The sequence below is a fragment of the Pseudomonas sp. NPDC085632 genome (assembly GCF_044541255.1).
Classification (GTDB): domain Bacteria; phylum Pseudomonadota; class Gammaproteobacteria; order Pseudomonadales; family Pseudomonadaceae; genus Aquipseudomonas.
Genome location: NZ_JBITSX010000015.1, coordinates 40,561 through 59,112, shown reverse-complemented (window position 1 = coordinate 59,112; position 18,552 = coordinate 40,561). Strand labels below are relative to the sequence as shown.

General features: G+C 59.0%; 22 protein-coding genes. 12 read left to right on the top strand and 10 right to left on the bottom strand.

The features are described 5' to 3' along the window. Nucleotides 1-49: 49 nt before the first annotated feature. On the bottom strand, nucleotides 50-1,084 hold the full coding sequence (locus tag ACIF4X_RS12955) for a histone deacetylase family protein (RefSeq protein ID WP_397482422.1): 1,035 nt from the start codon (nucleotides 1,082-1,084) through the stop codon (nucleotides 50-52). Nucleotides 1,085-1,203: 119 nt separating this feature from the next. Here ACIF4X_RS12955 and ACIF4X_RS12950 point away from each other — a divergent pair, with 119 nt between their 5' ends. Further along, nucleotides 1,204-1,704: an Lrp/AsnC family transcriptional regulator gene (locus ACIF4X_RS12950; RefSeq protein ID WP_103306326.1), complete on the top strand. Its 501-nt coding sequence runs from the start codon at nucleotides 1,204-1,206 to the stop codon at nucleotides 1,702-1,704. 533 nt (nucleotides 1,705-2,237) lie between these two features. Beyond that, nucleotides 2,238-3,017: an EAL domain-containing protein gene (locus tag ACIF4X_RS12945; protein WP_397482457.1), complete on the top strand. Its 780-nt coding sequence runs from the start codon at nucleotides 2,238-2,240 to the stop codon at nucleotides 3,015-3,017. 6 nt (nucleotides 3,018-3,023) lie between these two features. On the opposite strand, the gene pseH is transcribed toward ACIF4X_RS12945, so the two are convergent. Next, the gene (pseH, locus tag ACIF4X_RS12940; protein ID WP_397482421.1) at nucleotides 3,024-3,575 is read right to left on the bottom strand and encodes a UDP-4-amino-4,6-dideoxy-N-acetyl-beta-L-altrosamine N-acetyltransferase; all 552 of its coding nucleotides are present in this window, start codon (nucleotides 3,573-3,575) and stop codon (nucleotides 3,024-3,026) included. 134 nt (nucleotides 3,576-3,709) lie between these two features. Here pseH and ACIF4X_RS12935 point away from each other — a divergent pair, with 134 nt between their 5' ends. Beyond that, nucleotides 3,710-3,922: a hypothetical protein gene (locus tag ACIF4X_RS12935; RefSeq protein WP_007915535.1), complete on the top strand. Its 213-nt coding sequence runs from the start codon at nucleotides 3,710-3,712 to the stop codon at nucleotides 3,920-3,922. Nucleotides 3,923-3,925: 3 nt separating this feature from the next. Here ACIF4X_RS12935 and ACIF4X_RS12930 read toward each other — a convergent pair whose 3' ends face one another. Continuing rightward, the gene (locus ACIF4X_RS12930; protein WP_397482420.1) at nucleotides 3,926-4,717 is read right to left on the bottom strand and encodes a transporter substrate-binding domain-containing protein; all 792 of its coding nucleotides are present in this window, start codon (nucleotides 4,715-4,717) and stop codon (nucleotides 3,926-3,928) included. A 59-nt stretch (nucleotides 4,718-4,776) separates the two neighbouring features. Beyond that, nucleotides 4,777-5,424, bottom strand: coding sequence for an FMN-dependent NADH-azoreductase (locus ACIF4X_RS12925; protein ID WP_397482419.1), 648 nt, complete (start codon nucleotides 5,422-5,424; stop codon nucleotides 4,777-4,779). Nucleotides 5,425-5,525: 101 nt separating this feature from the next. Between ACIF4X_RS12925 and ACIF4X_RS12920 the strand changes: the two genes are divergently transcribed. Beyond that, nucleotides 5,526-6,380, top strand: a complete 855-nt coding sequence (locus ACIF4X_RS12920) for a LysR family transcriptional regulator (RefSeq protein WP_397482418.1) — start codon at nucleotides 5,526-5,528, stop codon at nucleotides 6,378-6,380. A 6-nt stretch (nucleotides 6,381-6,386) separates the two neighbouring features. Here ACIF4X_RS12920 and ACIF4X_RS12915 read toward each other — a convergent pair whose 3' ends face one another. Then, a complete protein-coding gene (locus ACIF4X_RS12915; protein ID WP_397482417.1) occupies nucleotides 6,387-6,857 on the bottom strand; it encodes a hypothetical protein in 471 nt (156 codons plus the stop codon). 165 nt (nucleotides 6,858-7,022) lie between these two features. Here ACIF4X_RS12915 and ACIF4X_RS12910 point away from each other — a divergent pair, with 165 nt between their 5' ends. The 4 genes from ACIF4X_RS12910 to ACIF4X_RS12895 all read left to right on the top strand — a co-directional run bounded on the left by ACIF4X_RS12910 (nucleotide 7,023) and on the right by ACIF4X_RS12895 (nucleotide 9,576). Beyond that, a complete protein-coding gene (locus ACIF4X_RS12910; RefSeq protein ID WP_397482416.1) occupies nucleotides 7,023-7,688 on the top strand; it encodes a ribonuclease T2 in 666 nt (221 codons plus the stop codon). 135 nt (nucleotides 7,689-7,823) lie between these two features. Next, nucleotides 7,824-8,321 (top strand): PAAR domain-containing protein, encoded by a 498-nt coding sequence (locus tag ACIF4X_RS12905; RefSeq protein ID WP_397482415.1) that lies wholly within the window; start codon nucleotides 7,824-7,826, stop codon nucleotides 8,319-8,321. Nucleotides 8,322-8,324: 3 nt separating this feature from the next. After that, a complete protein-coding gene (locus ACIF4X_RS12900; RefSeq protein ID WP_397482414.1) occupies nucleotides 8,325-9,059 on the top strand; it encodes an alpha/beta hydrolase in 735 nt (244 codons plus the stop codon). Further along, on the top strand, nucleotides 9,052-9,576 hold the full coding sequence (locus ACIF4X_RS12895; RefSeq protein ID WP_397482413.1) for a hypothetical protein: 525 nt from the start codon (nucleotides 9,052-9,054) through the stop codon (nucleotides 9,574-9,576). Before ACIF4X_RS12900 ends, ACIF4X_RS12895 begins: the two co-directional genes overlap by 8 nt. A gap of 17 nt (nucleotides 9,577-9,593) precedes the next feature. Here the strand turns inward: ACIF4X_RS12895 and ACIF4X_RS12890 are convergent, their stop codons facing one another. Then, a complete protein-coding gene (locus tag ACIF4X_RS12890; RefSeq protein ID WP_397482412.1) occupies nucleotides 9,594-10,451 on the bottom strand; it encodes a LysR substrate-binding domain-containing protein in 858 nt (285 codons plus the stop codon). A gap of 110 nt (nucleotides 10,452-10,561) precedes the next feature. Here ACIF4X_RS12890 and ACIF4X_RS12885 point away from each other — a divergent pair, with 110 nt between their 5' ends. The 3 genes from ACIF4X_RS12885 (at nucleotide 10,562) to ACIF4X_RS12875 (ending at nucleotide 13,804) form a co-directional block, all read left to right on the top strand. Next, complete coding sequence (locus tag ACIF4X_RS12885; RefSeq protein ID WP_397482411.1) at nucleotides 10,562-11,266, top strand: haloacid dehalogenase type II; 705 nt, start codon at nucleotides 10,562-10,564, stop codon at nucleotides 11,264-11,266. A gap of 15 nt (nucleotides 11,267-11,281) precedes the next feature. Then, nucleotides 11,282-12,055 (top strand): aldolase, encoded by a 774-nt coding sequence (locus ACIF4X_RS12880; RefSeq protein WP_397482410.1) that lies wholly within the window; start codon nucleotides 11,282-11,284, stop codon nucleotides 12,053-12,055. Between the two features lie 177 nt (nucleotides 12,056-12,232). Next, the gene (locus ACIF4X_RS12875) at nucleotides 12,233-13,804 is read left to right on the top strand and encodes a diguanylate cyclase (RefSeq protein ID WP_397482409.1); all 1,572 of its coding nucleotides are present in this window, start codon (nucleotides 12,233-12,235) and stop codon (nucleotides 13,802-13,804) included. Between the two features lie 144 nt (nucleotides 13,805-13,948). Here ACIF4X_RS12875 and ACIF4X_RS12870 read toward each other — a convergent pair whose 3' ends face one another. Further along, the gene (locus ACIF4X_RS12870) at nucleotides 13,949-14,248 is read right to left on the bottom strand and encodes a hypothetical protein (protein WP_077573787.1); all 300 of its coding nucleotides are present in this window, start codon (nucleotides 14,246-14,248) and stop codon (nucleotides 13,949-13,951) included. Between the two features lie 186 nt (nucleotides 14,249-14,434). Here ACIF4X_RS12870 and ACIF4X_RS12865 point away from each other — a divergent pair, with 186 nt between their 5' ends. Further along, nucleotides 14,435-14,875, top strand: a complete 441-nt coding sequence (locus tag ACIF4X_RS12865) for a carboxymuconolactone decarboxylase family protein (protein WP_064120688.1) — start codon at nucleotides 14,435-14,437, stop codon at nucleotides 14,873-14,875. A 109-nt stretch (nucleotides 14,876-14,984) separates the two neighbouring features. On the opposite strand, the gene ACIF4X_RS12860 is transcribed toward ACIF4X_RS12865, so the two are convergent. The 3 genes from ACIF4X_RS12860 to ACIF4X_RS12850 form a co-directional block, all read right to left on the bottom strand. Further along, nucleotides 14,985-16,577, bottom strand: coding sequence for a DHA2 family efflux MFS transporter permease subunit (locus ACIF4X_RS12860; protein ID WP_397482408.1), 1,593 nt, complete (start codon nucleotides 16,575-16,577; stop codon nucleotides 14,985-14,987). Further along, nucleotides 16,574-17,683, bottom strand: coding sequence for an HlyD family secretion protein (locus ACIF4X_RS12855; RefSeq protein WP_397482407.1), 1,110 nt, complete (start codon nucleotides 17,681-17,683; stop codon nucleotides 16,574-16,576). Before ACIF4X_RS12855 ends, ACIF4X_RS12860 begins: the two co-directional genes overlap by 4 nt. A 96-nt stretch (nucleotides 17,684-17,779) precedes the next feature. Next, entirely contained in the window at nucleotides 17,780-18,544 is a 765-nt protein-coding gene (locus ACIF4X_RS12850; RefSeq protein ID WP_397482406.1) for an AraC family transcriptional regulator, read from the bottom strand. Nucleotides 18,545-18,552: the final 8 nt, after the last annotated feature.

Below are 18,552 nucleotides of genomic sequence, written 5' to 3'. Positions count from 1 at the left end.
GTCTTATTCTCCGATCCAGTCATTGAAAGGTTGTGAAGCGAGGGCTGGCTCAGCTGCGTTTGCTCTCGAAACCGTGCAGCACGTTGACGGCATTGATACCGATTTCATCGACCATGTAGCCGCCCTCCATGACGAACAGGGTCGGGCAGCCGACGCTGGCGATCAGTTCGCCGATGCCAATGAAGTCATCGCTTTCCAGCAGAAAGTGGCTGATGGGGTCGTCCTTGAACGTGTCGACACCGAGGGAAATCACCAGCACTTCAGGGGCGAACTGCTGAAGCTTTTTGCAGGCGTGGAGCAGGGCGTTGCGGTAGCTCTCCCAGGTGGTGTTTTTCGGCAGGGGATAGTTGAGGTTGTACCCCTCGCCGACACCCGCGCCGACTTCGTGGCTGTACCCGGAGAAGTACGGATAGGACACCGCCGGTTCGCCGTGCAACGAGACGAACATGACATCGCTGCGCTGGTAAAAAATGTTCTGCGTGCCGTTGCCGTGATGGAAGTCGACGTCCAGCACCGCGACGCGTTTGGCGCCTTGGGTGATGGCTTGTTGCGCGGCAATCGCGGCGTTGTTGAGGTAGCAATAACCGCCCATGTATTCGCGCGCGGCGTGATGGCCGGGCGGACGGCACAGGGCGAAGGCACTGTCGTGGCCTTCATCGATCAGGGTCAGGCCGGTGAGGGCGATATCGGCGCTGGTTTTCACCGCTTGCCAGGTCGTCGCGGTAATGGGCGAACCGGCATCCATGGCATAGAAGCCGAGCTTGCCGTCGATGAACGTCGGCACGTGCTCGTTGGCCAGATCGCGCACCGGCCACACCAGCGGCAAGGCGTCGTGGGTGCGACCGGTTGCGCACCATTCGCTCCAGGCACTTTCGAGAAAGCTGACGTAGCGCTCGCTGTGCGCGTTGATGTAGCAGGAGCGATCAAAGGCGCGCGGTTCGACGATCTGCCCGAGGCCGACCTGTTTGACGCGGTTGTGCACGGTGTCGGCCCGACTCGGTTGTTCGAACGACGGCTTGAGTACGCCGTCCTTCAATTCGGTGCCGTGGTGCAAACGGTGGGAATCACTGAAAACTGTAAACATTCTGCGCATCCGTTATTGTTAGCCAGTGCAAATATTCTGTTCCGGCTGGGCTGCGCTTTCTTTGCTTTGTGTTCGTGGTTTGGTGGATTAATCGGGCGTTTTTACTCAGGAATGGCGTCATGCAGAAAAAAATATCCAAACGCATCAGCCTCGACGAGACCGACCTGGCGATTCTTGAGTTGTTGCAGGAGGACGCGAGTATTTCCAACGCTGAACTCAGCGAGCGGCTGTCGCTGAGCCTTACGCCGTGCTGGCGGCGGCGCAAGCGCATGGAGGAGGCGGGGGTCATCAAGGGTTATCAGGCCAACCTTGATCGGCGAATGCTCGGGCTGGATATCATGGCGTTCGTGCACATTCGTTTTTCCACCCATGCGGACCACGCACCGGACGCGTTCGAGGCGGTGATTGCGCAATTGCCGCAGGTGGTGGCCTGCCACAAGATCACTGGCGATGCCGATTATGTGTTGCAGGTGTTGGCGGAGGATCTTGATAGCTACAGCGATTTCATCGAGCAGGTGCTCCGGCGTCAGGTGGGGATTGCTTCTATTCAGTCCAGCCTGGCATTGCGCGAGGTCAAGACCGGTAGCCGTATTGCTATCCCCAAGCCAGCAAAAGACTGAGTCGCCAGGCGTTTGAATCAGCGTTTTCAGCTGCGTTTTGCGCCATTAGCGTTGTGCCATAAACAGTGATGGCAATGCGTCATCATGCAGCTGTAAAAGTTCAACGACTGCACAAAAATATAAAGTTGTACAAGTTTTCGCAAAATTACTAGCATCCCTCCAGATACCTTTGCTGAAACGATAACTCCTGCGTGCAGATGCTCTGTTTGCGACGTGATGGTTTTGTCTGCCGATCTTGCGTCGGGTTCCTTTTCGACGCTTCAACAGCATCTGCATTTGCATTTCCCGGACAGCTGGAGCATCTCGTATCACGCCTTGGATGAAGCCCCCCGAATGGGTTGAATTGGCGCCACTGGGGCAGGACTTGCAGCGCACATTGCGCACTTCATTTTTTGGAACGATGGACCTGTGGCGATTTCGAACATTCAAGCATCGCAGGGCTACCGTTGGGGCGTGGTGAGCAGGTGACTCGGTTCAACAGCAGTTTCTTACCTACAGCCAGGGAAGGTTACAACCCGTTATCAGGGGGTGTCATGACCGAATTTCCAAAATCATTCGCCTCTCGCGGAGGCTGCCAGGGCTGTCAGGACAAGGGCGTGCCGGACATGGATTTCGCCTTCGCTTTTCAGCCCATTGTGGATGTGCGTGATCAAACGATTTTTGCCCATGAGGCCTTGGTTCGCGGCGTGAAGGGTGAGGGTGCCGTGTCAGTTCTGGAGCAGGTGGACGATCAAAACCGTTATCGATTTGATCAACTGTGTCGAGTGCGGGCGATTTCCACGGCGGCTGAGTTAGGGATGACGCAGTACCTGTCGATCAACTTTTTGCCGAATGCCGTTTACCGCCCGGAAATGTGCATTCGCAGCACGCTGGAGGCGGCGCGTGCTCACGGCTTCCCACTGGAGCGCCTGATCTTCGAGGCGGTGGAGGGCGAGCACGTTGAAAGCAATAAGCACTTGATGAATATCTTGCGTGAGTATCGTGAGTTTGGTTTCAAGACGGCGATCGACGACTTTGGCGCGGGCTATTCCGGCCTTAACTTGTTGGCGGATTTTCAGCCGGACTTGATCAAGCTGGATATGGCGCTGATCCGCGATATTCACCGTGACCGGGTTCGTCAGACCATCGTGCGCAACGTGGTGAACATGTGTACCGAGTTGGGTGTAGAGGTGATCGCCGAGGGCATAGAAGTTGCCGAGGAAAGAGATTTTCTCGCCGACTGCGGCATTTATCTGATGCAGGGGTACTGGTTCGCCAAACCCGCGTTCAAATCGCTGGCGCAGATCCCGACAAGTGCGTGGCTGAAGAGATGATCGCTTTCAGCTCGCACGGATCCGCTCGATAACGGGGACCAGCGCCGGACGTTTGTCGAGCCATTCAGCGTTGGTAATCCCCAACAACACCACATCGACTCGAACCCCATCCTTTACCACGTTCTGACGCCGAACACCTTCAATCTCAAACCCGAACTTCTGGTGCATCTTCACCACCGCCGCGTTCATCGCCAGCACTTCGCAATTCAGCTTTTCCAGACCCGCCACGCCAAACGCGTAATCCAGCATCCAGAACTCGACCACACTGCCCAAACCCTTCCCCTGCAACCCCACGTCCAGACAAAACGCCCAATCCGCGCTCTTGTGCAAAACGTTGATTGCATTCAATGAAACGACACCCACCGCTTGCCCATCCTTGATCACCACAAACACTTGCTGGTGTGGGTTGCCCTGCAAAGCGTTCAGCCAGTCGGCATGTTCTTGATCACTGATTTCATGCGAGGTGTACATGAATTTGCGCACGTCCGGCTGGTTGCGCAGGGTGCGGACGTGGGCCTGGATGGCGGGACTGGCGTCGGTGAAGGGCAGGAATTGCATGGAGATGTCCTTGTCGGCGGGTAGCGATTCTGAACCGGCGCTGTCGATCAGCAAAGTTTCATCTTGCCGGGTGCGGTGCAGGCCTAGGATGTTGGCACAAGATCGTCGCTGTTCATCCCGAGGGGAATCGTGCCATGCGCCTTAATGTCGTCAAAGTGCTGTTGATTACTGCAGCGGTATCGGTGTTGAGTGCCTGTTCGGGTGCGGGTGGCTTGACCACGACCAGTTGTTTCTCCAGCGACTGTCAGTCGCCGGAGGGGCGCAATGCCAATACGTTGAAGTTTGGTGGCAACAGTATCGGCAGCAGTCTCAATCAGTACAGCTCCGGGATGTTGCATGACGATTGAGGATTACTGCGCGGCAGGTACGGCAATCCACTCGCTCAGGGTTTGCTGATACTTGCCGGTGACTTTGCTCAAGTGCAGCCACTGATCGACGTACAGTTTCCAGCTGATGTCATCGCGCGGCAGCAGATAAGCTTTCTCGCCATATTGCATGTACTGATGCGGATTGACCGCGCACAAGCCCGGTTTGAGTTTCTGCTGATACAGCGCTTCCGAGGCGTCGGTGATCATCACATCGGCCTGGTTGTCGAGCAGTTGCTGGAAGATCGTCACGTTGTCGTGCAGGGCGAGTTGCGCCTTGGGCAGGAAGGCGTGGACGAAGGCTTCATTGGTGCCGCCGGCGGGTTCGACCAGGCGCACGTTGGGCTGGTTGATCTGTTCGACGGTCTGGTACTTGCTGACATCGGCGCAGCGCACCAGCGGGATCTTGCCATCGGTGTCGAGGGTGTTGCTGAAATAGGCTTTTTTCTGCCGCTCCAGCGTCACCGAGATACCGCCCATGCCGATGTCGCATTTCCCGGCCTGCATGTCCGGCATCAGGGTTTTCCAGGTGGTTTGCACACATTGCACTTTGACGCCGAGGCTGTCGCCCAGTGAGCGGGCCATGGCGATGTCGATGCCTTCGAAGTCGCCGTCGGGGCGTTTGAAGGTGTAGGGCTTGTAGTCGCCGGTGGTGCAGACGCGCAACTGGCCTTGTTGCTGGATGCTGTCGAGGTGTGAAGGGGTTTGCTCGGCATGGGCGCCGGCGGCCACGGTCAGCAGGCCGCAGAGGATCATCGTGCTTTTTAGTGTTGTCATTGCGATCGGGGCTTCTGAGAAGGACGGTGGCCCAGTGTAGTGAAAGGCTTTCGTGGGTGTCACCCAGCCCGCACCAGGCGATCTGCCAGATCCCGCGCCTGTTGTGAGGCCAGCAGCCGCGAGTTGCGGTCGAGGTCTTCCCCCAGAATGGTCTTTTCGACGATCAGCGCGTGCACATCAGTGATCCCGACAAATTCGAGCCACGCTTGCATGTAGGGTTTCTGAAAGTCGAACCGCCCGGCAGGCGTGGTCGATTGCGCAGAAAAATCCAGGCCGCGGGCATAGGCGACCACAGCGGTTTTGCCGTGCAGCAATCCTTGCGGGCCAAGCACCGGGTCGAAGCTGAAGATGATGTCCTTCTGCGACACCAGGTCGATGTAGTGCTTGAGTTTGTAAGGAATGCTGTAATTCCACAGCGGTACTGACATCACCAGAATGTCGGCACGGTGCAGGTGGGCGGCGAGTGTCTCGAGTTCTTCCCAGACCGTTTGTTGGGCTGGTGTTCGCGCTATTCCGTTGAGGCCAGCGTACTTGGCGTTCATCGCCTCTTCGCCGAACTCCGGCAGATGCAAGCTCCACAGATCCAGGGTTTCGACGTGGGTCTGCGGATGATGGTGCCGATAGCGATCAATAAAACTGCGCGCCACTTGCAGTGACGCGGAGCGTTGTTTGCGCGGTGAACATTCGATGTGCAGAAGGGTGGTCACGTGAAGCCTCGGCAGTCGGGTAGTGAGTGCGAGGTATTGCAACATAGCGCGCTTCAAACTATAAATCGTGAATAAATAGGCTATTGATCACATATCTCACTATGTTTGACGCCCTGCTGCTCAAGACCTTTGTCACCGTTGTCGATGAGGACGGCTTCAGTCGTGCCGCGGAAAAACTGCATCTGACGCAGTCGGCGGTCAGCGGTCATCTGCGCCGACTCGAAGAGCAAGTCGGCAAGCCGCTGCTCAAGCGCACCACGCGGTCACAGCAACTCACCGCCGACGGTGAACGCCTGATTGCTTACGCGCGGACGATTCTGGCGTTGAACCGCGATGCCTGGGCGCAGCTCACGCGCACGCCGTTTCAGGGGCGGGTGCGGATTGGCGTGTCCGAAGATTTCGTCGAGGCGCGGTTGCTGCGCGCGTTGCACGATTGTGCGGCGCAGCATCCGGGTATGCAGATCGATGTGCAGGTGAACATTCCGGGAACGTTGCTGGGCCAGATGCAGCGGGGCGATCTGGAGATGGTCATCGGTTCGCTGTGTGAAACCGGCGAGTCGGGGCGTTTACTCTGGCAGGAGCCACTGGTGTGGGCGTGGGCCGCCCAGCCTGTCACGCAGTTGCCGATCCCTTTGCCGCTCGCGCTGTTTCCCGAGCCTTGTCCGTATCGCGAGGCAGCGTTGACGCGATTGGCTCAGGCTGGCATTTCCCAGCGCACCGCGATGCTCTGTTCGAGCACCGCCGGGTTGCGCGCGGCGGCGCTGTCCGGATTTGCAGTGGCGCCGATGCCCGTCAGTCAGTTGGGGCAGGGGATGGCCGCGCTCGGCGTGGAACAGGGCTTGCCGGCGTTACCGGATGCACAGTTCCGCTTGTTTGTCGCGCCTCACGCTGATCAGCAGATGATCGATGCGGTATCGCAGGTGATCGCCGAGTTTTGCTCCGCGCGGCGGCAGTGACGCAGTTTACAGGCCGAGACCTTCTTGCACCGCCAGCAACAGATTGTTTTCGGTCAGTGCGATGGCGTCCAGTTGCTGGCCCGTTTCAATCGACTGCATCCACCAATGACTTTCACCGTGCTCATCCACGGTACGCAGTAAATAAGTATCTGTGGCGGACGGACTGATCTGCACCCGTCCGGCGCCATCCTCGGTAAACCGTGCAATGGGATCAAATGTCAGGCTTTGATGGTTGGCCTCTATCACCAGTTGGTCGATGGCGTAATCGTGGGATTCACCATCGGGCGAGGTTTCGCAAACGTGGGTCGGATTGCGGCGAATCTTCAGGCCGACCTCGGTGACCGGTTGCAACCACGCCTCGATGCGGTGATACAGGTCGTACACCTGCGCCGGCCAGCAATCGATCTCCAGCGCGGCATCCGCGTGGGTGTGCCGTGTTAGTTTGAGTTTGGCGGCGAGTTCGTCTGCTTTACTCATTTCGGATCCCTTGGTTTGATGTCTGCCTGTTAATCGTAGACCTTTCAACGGGCTGCGGCGTTGCCTTGCGTCATGCGCCTGCAACACAAGCGTGTCGAAATCAGCGCTGGCCAAGTTTGGTCAGGATCGAAAACCACGGACGCAGGCGTCCCAAGGAGCGGGTAGATGAAAAAGCTGTTTACAATTTTGGTAGTGATTGCGCTGACGGTCGGTAGCATCGGTTTGAGTTCGGCGCGCCAATCACAGTCGAGCAAAGCCCAGGCGGAATCGGTGGCGGGGGTGTTCGATTACTACCTGCTGGCGTTGTCCTGGTCGCCGACCTTTTGTTTGACGCACAAAGATGACTCGCAGTGCACGGGCAAGGGCTACGGCTTCGTGCTGCACGGTTTGTGGCCGCAATACGCCAAGGGTGGCTGGCCGGAATCCTGCCCACCGCTGACCACGTTGAACGCGGCGCAAACCAGCCAGGGCCTGACGCTGTTCCCGACCAAAAAACTGCTCGACCACGAATGGTCCAAGCACGGCACCTGCAGCGGCCTCGGCGCAATGGGCTATCTGGATGAAGCGGACAAAGCCGTGGCGGCGGTGAAAATCCCCGATGAACTGCAACCGTTCAGCAGTTCCTATTACTTCGAAGCCCAGGAAATCGCCGACCTGTTCCGCAAGGCCAACCCGGGCATTCCGGCGGATGGCATCGCCGTCATTTGCAGCGGCCCGGAGTTGTCGGAAGTACGCGTGTGCATGGGCAAGGATCTGCAGTTCGGCGCGTGTGGCAAGGGTGTGAAAACCCAGTGCCGGGCGGGGGATATTCGGGTGCCACCGTCGCGTTGAGGTGAGCGGTTTCCACGTATCAAAAAGGCGCCCGATCGGGCGCCTTTTTTGGTCTGGAGGTTTGAAGTACCCGGCGAACTCCCGCATGCTTGCACCCCCGAAAGGATGACCACGTTACATTGCAAGGAGCTGTTCATGAGCGGAAAACCCGCCGCCCGCGTCACAGATCCAATCGCCTGTCCATTGCCGGGACATGGCACCAATCCCATAGCCAGTGGCTCGCCGAATGTCAATTTCGACGGTCTGGCGGCTGCGCGAATGACTGACAAATCCGCCTGCGGCAGCCCGATTATCGGTGCTGTTGCGTCGACGGTGTTCATCAACGGTTTGAACGCCGCGACACTGGACAGCACCGGTGGGCACGGCAACGTCGTCATCGGCGGTTCAGGCACGGTCATCATCGGTGACACGGTGACATCGGCTCCCTTCAGTGGCTTGTTACCGATGCCGGTGCACTTCACTGACAGGTTGAAACTGGTCAATGACGTAACCGGTGAGCCGATGCCTGATCATCCTTACGTTATTCAGCGCGCTGACGGACGTCTGGAACATGGGGTGTCTGACGCGAACGGATTTACTCACCAAGTCAGCTCGCACCTGCCTGAAACCATCAAGTTGTTTTTGGAGGAGTGAGGCATGGCTGCTGAAACGGTAACGTGCGCGAAGGGCAACAATTACAAGCTGCACAAGGAACATGCGCTGACGGACAAGAAGGATGTCAGTGACAAGCCTGTGCCGGTGGAGAGTACCAAGGCGATTGTTTTATTTATTGGTGGGGCTGGCGACAAACAGAGATATTACTTTTCCGGACCGTATAAAAATATCCGAGAGGCATGGGTGACATTTGATGACCGCACCCGAAAGTTGCAAAAACAGGGTAGGTACAAGTCAGATTGGTTAGGCTACAACGAGGTCAGAGGAAAACAGGATATTCAGCGTCATGTCTTGAGCCTTATTCCTTACAAGAGTTGTCCTGTTTATATCGTCGGACATAGCCTCGGTGGATGGAATGGCGCTCATTTGACAAAAATAATGTCGGAATGGGGCTACCGGGTTCAGATGCTGATCACTCTTGATCCGGTAGGAGAGGGGGCTTTGGTTTGGCTGGGGTCGGATATTTATCGCAAGCGACCTGAGCCAATTACCAATGACTGGATAAATATCAAGGCTGCACCCACTCAGAGAGACCCGTCAGATGGGGTGGCTGATTTTGGCGAGAAATGGCTTGTTTCATGCGGTCCCTCGGTGAATGTCAGTGTCGATACGAACCATGCCAACGCATTCGGGCTATTCAATGCGCCCATAGCAGGCGGGAAATCGGCGAGCGACTTCTTGTTCGAATCCATCATGAAGGAGTTTTCGGGTGAGTAAGTTCTTACTTTGCGTATTTCTATGTATTTGTTCCGGTTGTGCTAAAGACCATATAAAACCTCCTGCGAACTTGGTCTTCCGCTCTATTGAGAGGGATGATAGTTCGCTTCTGTATGTCATTCGGTATCAGTCGGATGTCGATGTCCTTAATCTTTTTGATCGAGGAGAAAGGGTGGGTATGGCTTCAGGCATGCTCGAGTGCGCTTTGTCGGATGACCAAGATTTTTCTATTAAGAAATTTATGCGATTTACTGCATTTGGTGTAATACAACCCGAAAAAGACGCCAGCAGTAAAATGGGGTTCTCCTACTTGACCCGTACATTCATGAGTGAACTTTCAAACGGTGGGGGTTCGCAGCGAGACTTGTCAGCGTCAGAACTGAACCAACTCCTCTCCAACAAACAACAAATCCCCTGCAAAGTCGTCGTCACCGCCTACGGCTACAAACCCTACTACTCCAACACCATGAACATACCCGTCGCGGATCTGCTGCGGGAAATCAACAAACCCCGATAACAGAAGCAAGGGGGATTTCAGGCGAATCCCCCGGCATCCACCCCCAACTCCCCACGCAAAAATTCCACCAACCCGCGCTGCAACCCGCTCAACACCCCATCACGACTAACCAACGCCAACTCCGTCGGCGCCAGTTCCGGCAAATCCGTACACACCTGATGCTCAGGTAACACCGCCGACACCGGTAGCACCGACACCCCCAATCCCGACGCCACTGCCGCTTGAATCCCGGTCAGGCTGTGGCTGCCGAACGCCACCCGCCACGGTCGCTGGGCAACATCGAGCAAACGAATGGCGCGCTGCCGATACAGGCAGCCTTGCGGAAACAACGCCAACGGCAACACGCCGCTCGACGAATCAAATTCCGCACCTTTGACCCACACCAGCCGCTCCGGCCAGGTCGCCCACGCCGGGCCGCTGTCGGGTTCGCGCTTGATCAGGGCGATGTCGATGTCGCCGGCATCCAGACGCTGGCGAAGATCGAGGCTCATGCCGCTGAGGGTTTCCAGCCTTGCTTGCGGATGGCTGCGGGTGAAGCCGGCAAGGATCAGCGCCATGCGCCGCGCGTCAAAGTCCTCCGGCATGCCGATTCGGAGGATTTCCAGATCGAGGTCGCTGGCCAGTGCTTCGGTGGCTTCGGCTGACAGCGCCAGTAAACGGCGCGCGTAGTGGATCAGCAGTTCGCCGTGCTCGGTGACGGCGACATTCAGCCCGGTACGGTCGCGCAGCAGCAGGGCGTGGCCGACCAGCTCTTCGAGTTTGCGCACCTGCTGGCTGACTGTCGACTGAGTGCGGTGCACGCGCTCGGCGGCGCGGGTGAAGCTGCCTTCGTCGACCACGCAGACAAATGTTTTCAACAGTTCCAGATCCAGCATGGCGGCGTTTCTCGATAGTGGTTTTTCAACTGACTATTGGCTGTTTATTTAATTTCACACTATCACCGCGCGCTCATAAGCTGAAGTCCTCACGACGGAGGATTCGACCAATGACACTCATCCACACACCACGCCCGCAGTGGCTGACCTTCGATTGCTACGGCACGTTGATTCAATGGGACGAAGGCCTCAAAGCGGTGGTCGGCGAAATCCTCGGCGAGAAGGGCGAGCATCAGGTCGACGTCGGGCACCTGATTGACGTCTATGACCGCCATGAACATCGCCTCGAACAAACCCCGCCGCACCGTTCGTTCCGCGAGCTGAGCACCCTCGGCCTGCAATTGGCCCTGGAAGAATCGGGCCTGCCCAGCCTGCCCGAAGACAGCCAGCGTCTGGCTGCCGCGATCCCGAAGATGCCGCCGTTTGCCGAGGTGATCGAGACCCTGCGTGAATTGAAAACCATGGGTTTCAAACTGTGCATCGTCTCCAACACCGACGACGACATCATCGCCGGCAACGTCGCGCAACTCGGCGGCCACATCGACCGCGTGATCACCGCGCAACAGGCCGGCGCCTATAAGCCGGCGCCACGCCTGTTCGACTACGCTCATGAGCAATTGGGCATCAGCCGCGATGAAGTCGTGCACATCTGTGCCAGTCCCATGCTTGACCACACGGCGGCGCGGGACATGGGCTTTCGCTGTGTGTGGATCGATCGCGGCACCGGTCGCCAGTTGCTGCCGGACTATCAGCCCGACGCGATCCTCAACAGCCTTGATCAGGTATTGCCGCTGTTCAAATCCCTGGGTTGGTAATCACGGAGAATCCTCATGGCTCACACCCTGACCACCAGTGCGCGGGCCTCACGCCCGACAGCGCTGAATCTCGACACCGAAGCGATCATCACCGCGCGCAGCGAACTCGTAGCGTGCTTTCAACTGGCCGCGTTGCACGGTTTGGAGGAGGGCACCTGCAATCACTTTTCAGCGATGCTGCCGGGGCATGACGATCTGTTTCTGGTCAATCCCTACGGTTATGCCTTCGCCGAAGTCACCGCGCAGAATCTGCTGGTTTGCGACTTCGAGGGCAACGTGGTGGCGGGTGAAGGCCAGCCGGAAGCTACGGCGTTCTATATCCACGCGCGCCTGCATAAACAGCTGCCGCGAGTGAAAGTCGCCTTCCACACCCACATGCCTCACGCCACGGCGCTGTGTCTGCTGCAAGGACCGCCGCTGTTGTGGCTGGGGCAAACCGCACTGAAGTTCTACGGGCGCACGGCGGTCGACGAGGACTACAACGGCCTGGCGCTGGACGCGTCCGAAGGCGATCGCATCGCCGGGGTCATGGGCGACGCCGACATTCTGTTCCTGAAAAACCACGGCGTGATCGTCGCCGCCCCGACCATCGCCCAAGCCTGGGACGATCTCTATTACCTGGAGCGCGCCGCTCAGGTGCAACTGCTGGCGATGGCCACGCAACGGGAATTGAAACCGGTGCCCCATGCGATTGCGCAACGGGCGTACGAGCAGATGCGCGAAGGCGATCCGGCCAGTGCGCGGGCACACCTGCACAGTGCGATGCGGCGCCTGGCCCTTCACAACTGACTAACCGTAAAGGAGCAATCGAAAATAAATCGGCGAACAGCGATCATCCAAACTCGTTGCGCGCCGATATACCTGGGCGGGACCGGGGCGTTTGCCCCGAAGATTGCGGTGGGCTACGCTCACAAACATAAGGGTTTACCCGCTGGCGCCCTTGCCGTACCTGCCCAGGACTTGCTTTTGCCTATCCCCATTCACGATCCGCATCAGGCCCCCGGAGGCACCCTTAAACGCCTGCCGCTGCGCAAAGCGGCGGTGCTGTTTATCGTTGCGGTGGGGTTGTGCCTGTCCGGTTTGCTGTACCTGCAACTGGAGCAGTCACGCCGTCAGGATCTGGCGGTGGCGGAAATGGCCTCGAGCAACCTGACCCGGGCCATGGCGCAGCAGGCCGAGGACACCTTTCTGGCCGCCGATCTGGTGATGACCAGTCTGGTCGACTGGATTCAAGACGACGGTTACGGCGCAGCGCAAAGACCACGGCTGCAGAAAACCTTCGCCCGGCGCGTGCAGCAACTCGATCAGTTGCATGGCATGTTTCTCTTCGACACGCAGGGCCAGTGGGTGATTACCTCGTTCACCGATCTGCCCCGTGGCCAGGGCGTGGCGGACCGCGAATACTTCAAATTTCACCAGCAGAACGCCTCGACGATGGCGCACATCGGCCCGGCGATTCGCAGTCGCGAGAACGGCGAGTGGATCATCCCGATTTCCAAACGCATCAATGATCACGCCGGCAATTTTCAGGGTGTGTTGCTGGCCGGGATCAAGATGTCGTACTTCGATCGCTTCTTCGAAAGCTTCAGCCTCGATGACCAAGGCATCATGTTTCTCGGCTTGAGCGACGGCATGTTGCTCGCCCGTCGGCCGTTTGATGAAAACCTGATCGGCACGTCGCTGGCGCAAGGGCGGATTTATCGCACATTGCTGCCCGAAGCGGCGGCCGGCACGGCGATGATCAACTCGGTAGTCGATGGCGTGGTGCGGTTGTACGGTTATCGTCGCTTGTCGGCGTATCCGTTGGTGGTCTCGTCTGCGACCTCGCGCGACACAATTCTCAAGGGCTGGTACGAGCGTGCATTCCAGTCGAGTGTGATTGTCGCGTTGGTGATTCTGGGCGTTGTCTTGTTTGGCTGGGTGTTCATTCATCAGGTGCGCGATGGTGAACGGATCGAAAAAAACCTGCGCAAGGCCCAGCGTGCGCTGGAGCAGATCGCCACTCACGACAGCCTGACCGGGTTGGCCAATCGACGTTTGTTCGAGCGCTCCCTGGAGATCGAATTTGCCCGTGGCGCGCGACAGGTCAGCCCGGTCAGTCTGATCATGCTCGATATCGATTTCTTCAAGCGCTACAACGATGCTTATGGGCATGTGGCGGGGGATCACTGCCTGACCCAGGTCGCTCAGGTGCTGCGGGCCTGCTGTCAGCGCAAGTCTGATCTGGCGGTGCGTTATGGTGGCGAGGAGTTTGCGGTGCTGTTGCCGGACACCGACATCAACGGCGCACTGGCGATTGCCGGGCAGATTCGCCGTAGCGTGATCGACAAACACATCATCCACAGCGGCTCGCCAACCGGGTATTTGACGGTGAGTCTGGGCTGTTATTCGTTTATCCCGAGTGGCAATGACAGCCTGGAAGTGTTTATCCAGCGCGCCGATGCGGCGTTGTATCAGGCGAAAAATGCCGGTCGCAATCGTGCGGCGGTGTTATCGCTGGATAGCGGCCTGGCCGAGTTGATGCGCTCGGACCGCTGAACCATACGCTGACACAAACCCTGTGGGAGCGAGCTTGCTCGCGAAGAGGCCGTGTCAGGCAGATAAACGTCATCTGACACGACGCCTTCGCGAGCAGGCTCGCTCCCACTTGGGACTTGTCTAATTGGGGTGGCTCTTGTTCGTTCAGCCGCCCGTGCCACCGCCCGCACCGCCAGTGCCGCCGCCGGCCGATCCGGTACCGCCGCCAGCCCCCGAGCCGGAACCACTGGCGCCACCATTGGTGCCGGTGCCGGATCCCATACCCGAAGAACCGCTACCGCCCGAAGGCGCGCCGGGCGTGTTATCCGGTGGTGTGGTCGTGCTGGTCGGTCCGCCGGATTTGGTGCCGGTGGCATCAGCGCCATCATTGGCTGCGAAGCTGGCGGCCGATGCCGTGGCCAACAGGCCCGCGAGCAGTAACGAGGTGAGTTTGCGCGTGATCATGATCCGTCTCCAGAAAGGGCATGTACCTGATATTGGTCTGACGCGCAGAACCCTTGGTGCCGAGTGGCTGACGAGCGGTCAGCGGGAGAACCGAGTGGCCTCCTGATCTTCTGGAATATTGGCTATTTGCCGAACCCGGTGCGAGGACTAACGTAGCCACACATTCACTTGCTGCCCGGAGCCACCATGAAACCTCGTACCGATTTCTACACCGCATCCCCAGACGCACTGAAAGCGATGATCGCTCTGGAAACTGCGGTTTCGAAGCTGCCGCTGGAAAAGACCCTGATCGAACTGGTCAAGCTGCGCGCCTCGCAAATCAACGGCTGCGCATTCTGCATCGACATGCACACCACCGATGCGATCAAGGGTGGCGAAACCCCGCGCCGCTTGTTCGCGGTGACTGCATGGCGTGAAGCGCCGTTCTTCAGCGACCGCGAGCGTGCCGCACTGCTGTGGACTGAATCGCTGACCCAACTGAGCCTGACCCACGCGCCGGACGAAGATTACGACGTGGTCGCCGCTCAGTTCACACCCAAGGAAATGGTCGACCTGACCGTGGCGATCAGCACCATCAACAGTTGGAACCGTCTGGCCGTAGGTTTCCGCAAAACCCCGCAGGCTTAAGCTGTCCACAATCCCCAGTAGGAGCTGCCGAAGGCTGCGATCTTTTGACTTTGCTTTTAAAAGACAAGATCAAAAGATCGCAGCCTTCGGCAGCTCCTACTGGGGGGCGTCAATGCCCATCCGCACTCGGCGCCGCCGGTGGTTGCACCTTGCGCATCAAGGGCACCATCGCCGTGGCGATGACGAAGCACACTCCAATCATCAAAAAGGTGTCGCCGTAGGTCTGGGTTTGCGCCTCGCGGTAGGTCAGCAACCACAACTGGCGCAGGCTGGCGGTGACACCGACGTCGCCGCTTTGGCCCAGATTCGCCAGGTTGCCACCGACCTGCGACAGCCACTGGTTCATCGCTTCATTGCTGCTGTTCAGATGCTCGGCAAGCCGCGTGAAGTGCAGGTTGGTGCGGTCATTGAGAATGGTCGCGCACGCTGCAATACCAATCGCCCCACCCAGATTACGCATTAGATTGAACAACCCCGACGCATGCTTCAAGCGTGCCGGCGCCAACCCTCCCAAGGTCAGCGTCACCGCTGGCGGCACCGCCAATTGCTGGGCAATCCCGCGCAACGCTTGCGGCAGCATCAATTGCCCCGCGCCCCAGTCGTGGGTGATCGGGCTGAATTCCCACATCGACACCGCAAACAAGCCCAGACCGACCATCATGATCCAGCGCAGATCAACGCGATTGGCCAGAAAGGCATACAGCGGAATCGCCATGATCTGGAACACGCCGGTGGAGAAAACCGCCAGACCAATGTCCAGCGCGCTGTAGCCGCGCACCCGGCCGAGGAACAGCGGCGTGAGATAAATCGTTGCGAACAGGCCGATACCGGTGACGAACGAAAAGAAGCAACCGAGCGCGAAATTGCGATCCTTCAAGGCGCGCAGATCGACGATCGGATTGGCCACGTGCAGGGTGCGGCCAATGAACGCCAATCCTGCCAGCCCACTGATCCACGCCGTGGTCAGAATGGTCTGATCGCTGAACCAGTTCCAGCGCGGGCCTTCTTCGAGGGTGTATTCCAGGCAGCCGAGAAACAGCGCAAGAAACACCATGCTCAGATAGTCCGCGCCTTTGAGCAGCGACAGTTCCGGCTGGTCGATTTTCACCAGCATCGGCACCGCCACGGCAACGAAAATCCCCGGCACCAGGTTGATGTAGAACAACCAGTGCCACGAGGAAATATCAGTGATCCAGCCACCGATCACCGGCCCCATGGTCGGCGCCAATGACGCGACCGCGCCGATGGTCGCGGCGGCGATCACCCGCTGTTTACCGGTGAAGAAAAAGAACGCGGTGGTGAACACCAGCGGGATCATCGAGCCGCCGAGAAAACCTTGCAGCGCCCGAAAGGCAATCATGCTCTGGATGTTCCAGGCCACGCCGCAGAGCAGGCTGGCGAGGGTGAAGCCGACCGCCGAAGCGCAGAACAACCAGCGCGTGGAGAACACTCGCGACAGCCAACCGGACAGCGGAATAACGATGATTTCGGCGATCAGGTAACTGGTCTGCACCCACGCGGTTTCGTCGGTGCCGGCAGACAGTCCGCCGCCGATATCGCGCAGCGACGCCGAGACGATCTGGATATCCAGCAGCGCGATGAACATGCCGATGCACATGGTCGCGAAGGCGAACACCTTGGTCGCGGTCGCCATGTCCGCCGCGTTGAACGGCTGCGCATTTGCGGTGAGGGCGGTGCTCATGGCGCGACGGCCATGGCACTGGTTTCCGGTTGTGCGCGAGTGTCGACTTCTGCAGTCACCGACAGGCCCGGACGCAAGTGCCCGAGCACGCCGTCAGCCGGGTCGAGGAGGATCCGCACCGGTACGCGCTGGACGATTTTGGTGAAGTTGCCGGTGGCGTTTTCCGGTGGCAGCACACTGAATTGCGAACCAGTGGCGGGGGCGAGGCTGTCGAGGCGGCCGTGGAATTCCTGTCCGGAAAGGACGTCGGCGCGGATGCTCACGCGTTGCCCGGGTTTCATCCGCGCCAATTGGTCTTCCTTGAAATTGGCATCGACCCACAGGCCGCTGGCCGGCACTACCGAGAGCTGTTGTGAACCGGCCTGGGCGTAGGCGCCAACCCGTGCGCGGCGATTGCCGATCACGCCATCGACCGGCGCGCGCAATTCGGTGTAGCCGAGGTTCAGTTGCGCCAGATCGCGTTCGGCGCGCGCTTGCTGAAGGGCGGCGCGGGCCTGTTGTTTCTGGGTGTCGATCACCGCCAGTTGGCGTTGCGCGGCCAGCAATTCAGCCTGGGCGCGGGCGCTCAGGGCTTGCGCGGTTTTGAAGGTGGCGTCAGCGCGTTGTGCGCTTTCTACGGAAACGGCGTTGGTGGTCACCAAACGTTTGTAGCGCGCGTTGTCATCTCGCGAGCGCGCGGTTTCTGCGCCAGCGGCGTCGATGCCGGCGCGGGCCTGACCGATCACCGCATGCTGCAGTTGTTCGGTGGCGTCGAGGTTGGCCAGCAGGGCTTCTTCGGCAGCAACGGCGCCTTCGGCCTTGGCGAGGTTGGCGCGATAGTCGCGGGCGTCGAGGCGGATCAGCACATCGCCGGCCTTGACGTGCTGGTTGTCGCTGACCAGCACTTCGTCGATGTAACCGGCGACTTTCGGCCCGATCACTGTGACGTCGCCACCAATATAGGCATCGTCGGTTTCTTCGAGAAAACGCCCGGCGCCCCACCAATGCACGGCGTAGACCCCGGCGAAGATCAGCGCGAGCAATCCGGCGCCGGGGAGCAGCAAGCGTTTAAGCAGGGGCGGCTTGGTCTTCACCACAACAGGTTCGAGGGTGGGCATGCTGGTCATGGCGGATTACCTGCGTAAACGGGTCGTTATTACGGCTGTAATATGACGCAGGTAATATTTAGTCGCAAATGATTTCTGACGCCGATCGTCAGTTGCTCACTTGAGCCAGTGGCCCGGTGTACTGCCGGTCATGGATTTGAAGAAGGCGATGAAGGCGCTGTCGCTGGCAAAACCCGTTTCGAAAGCGCAGTAGCTCAAACTGCGCCCGGTGGCGAGCAATTCCATCGCGCGCATCAAGCGCCACTGCTGGCGCCATTGCTGATAACTCATGCCGGTTTCGCGCTGAAAGATTCGCCCGATGGTGCGGCTGCTGGCGCCGATCTGCTGCTCCAGCAGTTGCAGCTCCGGCGGCAGGCGTTCGGGTGTTTGTAGCAGGGGCGCCAGGCGTTTGTCCGCGGGTAATGGCAACAACATTCTTTGCTGCGTCGCTTCAGCGATTTCGCTCAGGCACAGGCCGAGCAGATGGGCGAATTTGCCTCGCTGCCAATCCGTGGCGAAATCCGCCAGCGCCATCGGTTCCAGCACGGCGCGTAACAAAGGGCTGACTTCGATCACGCAGACTTGTTGTGGCAGCGTGGCGCACAGTGCGGGGATCAAGTAGATGGAGCGGTAATCGACACTTTGCTGCATCACCGCCCTATGGCTGACACCCGGCGGAATCCACGCCGCCCGCGACGGCGGTAACAGGCACAATTGCTGCGCCAGGGTAATCCGCGTGCAGCCTTGTCGCGTGTACAGCAGTTGCCCGCGTTGATGACGGTGCAGTCCGGAGTCGTGATCGCCCAAGGTCGAGGCGATACCGATCACCGGCGCAGGAAAGCGATCAGCGTCAAACGTTGCGTGGGCATCAAGCCAGGCCATGGGTTGTC